The sequence below is a fragment of the Streptomyces sp. CO7 genome (assembly GCF_053474865.1).
Genome location: NZ_JBRIOU010000002.1, coordinates 1,044,892 through 1,050,328, shown reverse-complemented (window position 1 = coordinate 1,050,328; position 5,437 = coordinate 1,044,892). Strand labels below are relative to the sequence as shown.

The window sequence follows — 5,437 nt, the reverse complement described above, 5'->3', positions numbered from 1 at the left end:
GGCGGAAGGTGTGGTCACGGATCGTCCGGCGGGCCGCAGCGGATCCGGTCCGGCCGGCGTGCCGGCCCCGCCCCGGGAGCTGCCGGGCCCCCGTAAGCCCTGTGTCATGTCGGCTGCGTCCCACCCGTCCACGGACGCGCCGGAGGACCGGCCGTCCAGATTTCGCCACTCGTGTGGGGGGAGGAGTGCGCTTGGATTCGCGCCACTATGAACAGTCGCCGGTCCGGCAGTCAAGGGCTGTCCGGAACGGTCACGGAGGAGGCGGTTCCACCCCTTCCGCATTCACCGAGCGTGACGCGACATCCGGACGTTTCGCCCGTCGGAATAGTCAAACCCCTTGCGAAAACTGAGGGTTGACGTTCCACCAGCACGCTGACAAGCTGCTGCCTCGCGACCCCCACATTGGTCCATACCACTACGGTTGCGTAGGAGCACCATGAGCGTGACGCTCTGCCATCTGCTTCGAGCACGAGCCTCCACCGAGCCGGAACGGGAGGCCATGGCTCTCAGTGGCGTGGGAGCGCTCCCGTTCGATCTATGGGAGAAACGTTCCGACGCCGTGGCCGCCGGACTGCTCGGCCAGGGAGTGACCCCGGGCGAACGGATCGGCCTGGTCTTCGGCAACGGCGACTGGCTGGAATACGCCGTCGCCTTCCTCGGCGTGCTCAAGGCGCGGGCGGTCGCCGTCCCGCTCTCCGACCAACTGGCCGAGGCCGACGTCGAGTCGATGCTCCGGCACTGCGGTGCGACCAGGGTGCTGCGCCCCGGGCAGCTCCCGTCCGCCGAGGGCACGCCGGAGCTCCCCCACCCCGGCGACCCGGCGCAGATCCTGTACACCTCGGGCACCACCGGGCGTCCGAAGGGCGTGCTGGCCACCCACGCGAACCTGGCGCACGGCTGGGGCGGGCGGCGCAGGCCCTTCGCCCACTCGCAGCACCTGGCCCACGCCTTCCCCATCGGCACCAACGCCGGCCAGTGGATGCTCGCCAACGCCATCGGCGCCCACCCCACCGTGGTCACCCTCGGCCGCTTCACCCCGGGGCGCTTCGCCCGGCTGATCGAGCAGTACCGGGCGGGCACCGTCTTCCTGGTCCCCACCATGGCGATCGAGATGCTGGCCGCGGGCGCGCACACCCGGCACGACCTGTCCGGTGTGCTGCTGCTGGGGTCCGCGGCCGCTCCGCTGCCCGCCAAGGTGGCCGCCGAGCTCACCGTCGCCTTCCCCAGGGCGACCATCGCCAACTACTACACCTCCACCGAGGCCGCGCCCGCGCAGACCGTGATGCTCTACGACGCCGGACGCCCCTCGAGCGTCGGCCGGCCCGCCTCCGGCGGAGCGGTCAGGATCGCCGGGCCGGACGGCCAACCGGTGCCCGCCGGGGAGACCGGCGAGGTGTGGATGCGCTCCCCCACCGCGAGCCGCGCCTACTTCGGCGACTCCGGCGCCACCGATGAGGTCTTCCGCGACGGCTGGGTCCGGATGGGCGACCTCGGCCGGATCGACGACGACGGCTACCTCTACCTGGTCGACCGGGAGAGCGACGTCATCAAGTCCGGGGCGTACAAGGTCTCCACGCTGCACGTCGAGGAGGCGGTGTACCAGCACCCGGACGTGGTCGAGGCCGCGGCCTTCGGGGTGGCGCACCCCGCCCTCGGCAAGGCGGTGGCGATCGCGGTGGTCGGCAGCGTCGACCACACCGAACTACGGGCCTTCCTCACCGGGCGGCTGGCCCCGCACGAGCAGCCGTACCGCCTGGTCACCCTGGACTCCCTGCCCCGCAACCACGGCGGCAAGGTCGACAAGCGCACGCTCCGAGAGGCCGTCCGATGAGCCAGCTCTCCCCCGCCCAGCACGGCATGTGGATCGCCGCCCGGAAGGGAGCCGGCACCGCTTACCACATGCCCGTCGTGATCCGCCTCTCCCGACAGCCGGATCCGGACACCCTCGCCAAGGCCTGCCACGCCCTGGTGCAGCGGCACCCGGTGCTCGGCAGCGCCGTGGCGGAGAGCGACGGGGTTCCGCGTCTGGTCCCCGCCGCCGAACTGCCGGTTCTGCGGAGGGCCGCCACGGTCGACGAGGTGGTCGGCCGGCCGTTCGACCTGGCCGTCGGCCCCCTGGTGCGCTTCGCCCTGGTCGGCGCGGACACCCTGGTCGTCGTCGCCCACCACCTGGTATTCGACGGCGGCTCCAAGGACGTGCTGGTCGCCGACCTGGACACGCTGGTGGCCGGCGGCGTCCTGGACCCTCCCGGCACCGCGCGGGCCGAGGGAGACGCGGCGTCGCCGGACCCGGCGGAGGCTGCCGCCTTCTGGGCCGGGCGCCCGCACCAGGCCGAGCGGACCGTCGTGGCCGGCGAGGTGCTGCGCTCCCGCGCCACCTCGGAGGGGGCCGTGCTCGAGTTCCCCCTCGACGTCCCCCGGCTCGACGGACTGAGCCGCTTCGAGGTGCTGACGGCCGCGCTGCACACCCTGCTCGCCTCCTACGGCAACGGCGAGGTGGTCACCGCCCTGGACCTGTCCACCCGGCCCGAGGAGCTGGGCGGCGAGATCGGCTGCTGGGTCAACGAGCTGCCGCTCGCCTCCCGCCCGACCTCCGGCACGCCCTTCCGTGGTTTCGCCGCCTCCCTGCGCGCCGAGCTGCGCGGCATCTACCGGCACCGCGAGGTCCCGCTGGCCCGGGCCGTCCCGGGCCTCCGGCCGCACGCGGCGCTCGCCCCCGTCTCGCTCAGCTACCGCCGGCTCGCCGAGGAGCGTCCGGCGCTGGGCGAGGTGGAGTGGCTCGCCTTCAACCACGGTGTCCGCGGCGCCCTGCAGCTGCAGGTCGTCCAGGGCGCCACCGGTGCCTGGGTCTCGCTGCGCCACGATCCGCGCGAGCTCACCGACCCGGCGCGGTTCGCCGACGACCTCACCCGGCTGCTCGCCGCCGTCGCGGAGGGGCCGGACCGGTCGCTGGGTGAGCTGACGCCCTTCACCGCCGTGCCGGCCACGGGGGCCACGACGCCGCCCGCCGCCGAGGCCGCCGCGTCCTCCCCGGACGCCGCGATCGCCCCCTCCACCGCGGCCGCCCTGCCCGAAGCGACCACCCCGGACGCCGCGTCCACCGCCGACGATCCGATGACCGCTCAGGTCACGGCCATCTGGGAGGCCGTGCTCGAGCTGTCGCCGATCGAACCGCACGACGACATCTTCGACCTGGGCGGCCACTCGCTGACGATCACCCAGATCATTTCCCGGATGGAGCAGCAGCTCGGCGTGGAGATCTCGCTGGACGACTTCTTCGACAACCCGACCGTCGCGGGCGTGGTGGCGGTGGTCCGCGGATGACCGTCACCACCTCCGAGCGCGGGCACGCGCCGCCCCTGGAGGAGCCGGCCGACGAGGACCTCTCGCTGCTCCTCTCCGTCCGGGCCTTCGAACTCAAGCTGCTGGAGCTGTTCGGCCGGGGCATGCTCAACGGCACCACCCACACCTGCCTGGGGCAGGAGTACATCCCGGTGGCCCTGCGACCGCTGCTGCGGCCGGAGGACCACGTCTTCAGCAACCACCGCGGCCACGGCCACTACCTGGCGCGCTTCGAGGACTACGAGGGCCTGCTCGCGGAGATCATGGGCCGGCGCGGCGCGGTGTGCGGCGGGGTGGGCGGCAGCCAGCACATCCGACGGGACCGCTTCCTGTCCACCGGGGTCCAGGGCGAGAGCCTGCCGGTGGCGTGCGGGGTCGCGCTGCACCTGAGGCGCGCCGAGCCCGGTGCGCTGGCCTGCGTCCACATCGGGGACGGCACCTTCGGCGAGGGCGCCGTCTACGAGGCGCTGAACCTGGCCGCGCTGTGGCGGCTGCCGCTGCTCGTGGTGGTGGAGAACAACGGCATCGCCCAGACCACGCCGGTCTCCGCCAACATGGCCGGCACCGTCGCGGGGCGCGCCGCCGCGTTCGGCATCGACCACGTCCGCACGGACGCGGTGGACCTCGGCGTGATCCGCCGCATGCTGGCCCCCCGGATCGACCGGGTGCGCGAAGGCCGGCCGCTGGTGGTGGAGTTCGCCACGCACCGGCTCGGTCCGCACAGCAAGGGCGACGACACCCGGCCCGCCGAGGTCGTCGAGCGGGCGCGGGCGGCGGACTGGTACGGCCGGTACGCGGCCCTCTGCCCGGAGCGGTTCGCGCGCCTGGACGCCCGGGCCCGGGCGCACATCGACGAGGTGGCCCGTGACGTGGCCGGTCGGGAGCCGTCATGAGGGTCTCCGAGAACCTGAACGCCGCGCTGCACACGGTGCTGGAGCGGGACGCGGGGATGCATCTGCTGGGTGAGGACGTCCTCGACCCGTACGGCGGGGCCTTCGGCGTCACCCGCGGGCTCTCCACCCGCTTCCCGGACCGGGTCCTCACCACGCCCATCAGCGAGAACGCCGTCACCGGTGTGGCGGCCGGGCTGGCGCTGGCCGGGGACGGCGCGGTGGTGGAGATCATGTTCGGCGACTTCGTCACGCTCGCCTTCGACCAGCTGGTCAACTTCGCCGCCAAGTCGGTCTCCATGTACGGCAGTCGGGTACCGATGCGCATGGTGGTGCGCTGTCCCGTCGGCGGCGGCCGCGGCTACGGCCCGACGCACAGCCAGAGCCCGCAGAAGCACTTCATCGGCGTGCCCCATCTCTCCCTCTACGAGGTCTCGCCGTTCCGGGACAACGCCGAGGTGTTCGCCGAGATGCTGGCCCGCGAGGAGCCCTGCGTCCTGTTCGAGGACAAGGTGCTCTACACCCGTCCGATGGGCGAGGTCGAGCCGCCGTTCACGCTCCAGCAGGACGGCCCCGTCGCCCGGATCGGGCTCACCGACGACCCGGACTGCGTGATCGTGGCCGGCGGCGGCGTGGCCCACCGCGTGCTGGAGGCGATGCGCGACCTGCTGCTCGAGGAGGAGATCGTCTGCACCCTGCTGGTGCCCTCCCGGCTCTACCCCGTCGAGCTCGACCTTCCCCCGGCCCGGCACGTCTTCGTGGTCGAGGAGGGCACCGCCGGAGGCACCTGGGGCGCCGAGGTGGCCCGGGTGGTCCACGAGCGCCACTGGCAGGACCTCGCACGGCCGGTGACCCTGATCCACTCCGCGGACTCGGTCATCCCCACCGCCCCCCATCTGGAGCGCGAGGTGCTCGTCGGCGCCTCGGCCGTCCACCGTGTCATCCGGGAGACCCTGCGTGGCTGAGCTGTCGATGCCCAAGCTCAACAACAACGACACCGACTACGTGCTGACCGCGTGGCTGGTCGAGGACGGCGAGGCGGTCACCGAGGGCCAGCCGGTCGCGGAGGTCGAGACCTCCAAGGCGAGCCAGGAGGTGGAGGCCGGGTCCGCCGGGACGTTCCGCCGGCTGGTCCGGGAGGGCGCGCGCTGCCTGCCCGGCGAGGTGATCGCGGAGCTGGTGGCCGAGGGCGCGCAGCCCTCCCT

Annotated in this window: 5 protein-coding genes; all 5 read left to right on the top strand. The window is 73.2% G+C overall.

Annotated elements, in window-relative coordinates:
• Positions 1 to 436 precede the first annotated feature (436 nt).
• On the top strand, positions 437 to 1,831 hold the full coding sequence (locus ACOV8S_RS06770) for a class I adenylate-forming enzyme family protein (protein ID WP_448316680.1): 1,395 nt from the start codon (positions 437 to 439) through the stop codon (positions 1,829 to 1,831).
• Positions 1,828 to 3,324: a condensation domain-containing protein gene (locus ACOV8S_RS06765; protein WP_448316678.1), complete on the top strand. Its 1,497-nt coding sequence runs from the start codon at positions 1,828 to 1,830 to the stop codon at positions 3,322 to 3,324. The genes ACOV8S_RS06770 and ACOV8S_RS06765 overlap by 4 nt, the downstream gene beginning before the upstream one ends.
• Positions 3,321 to 4,235: a thiamine pyrophosphate-dependent dehydrogenase E1 component subunit alpha gene (locus ACOV8S_RS06760; RefSeq protein ID WP_448316676.1), complete on the top strand. Its 915-nt coding sequence runs from the start codon at positions 3,321 to 3,323 to the stop codon at positions 4,233 to 4,235. The genes ACOV8S_RS06765 and ACOV8S_RS06760 overlap by 4 nt, the downstream gene beginning before the upstream one ends.
• Positions 4,232 to 5,197, top strand: coding sequence for an alpha-ketoacid dehydrogenase subunit beta (locus tag ACOV8S_RS06755; RefSeq protein WP_448316674.1), 966 nt, complete (start codon positions 4,232 to 4,234; stop codon positions 5,195 to 5,197). The genes ACOV8S_RS06760 and ACOV8S_RS06755 overlap by 4 nt, the downstream gene beginning before the upstream one ends.
• On the top strand, positions 5,190 to 5,437 hold a 248-nt coding region (locus tag ACOV8S_RS06750; protein ID WP_448316673.1), incomplete at its 3' end, for a lipoyl domain-containing protein. The genes ACOV8S_RS06755 and ACOV8S_RS06750, both read left to right, overlap by 8 nt.

Bases quoted from the DNA above. Each gene is read 5' to 3' on its own strand.
- ACOV8S_RS06760 (WP_448316676.1), top strand. From the start codon at position 3,321: ATGACCGTCACCACCTCCGAGCGCGGGCACGCGCCGCCCCTGGAGGAG.
- ACOV8S_RS06765 (WP_448316678.1), top strand. From the start codon at position 1,828: ATGAGCCAGCTCTCCCCCGCCCAGCACGGCATGTGGATCGCCGCCCGG.
- ACOV8S_RS06770 (WP_448316680.1), top strand. From the start codon at position 437: ATGAGCGTGACGCTCTGCCATCTGCTTCGAGCACGAGCCTCCACCGAG.
- ACOV8S_RS06755 (WP_448316674.1), top strand. From the start codon at position 4,232: ATGAGGGTCTCCGAGAACCTGAACGCCGCGCTGCACACGGTGCTGGAG.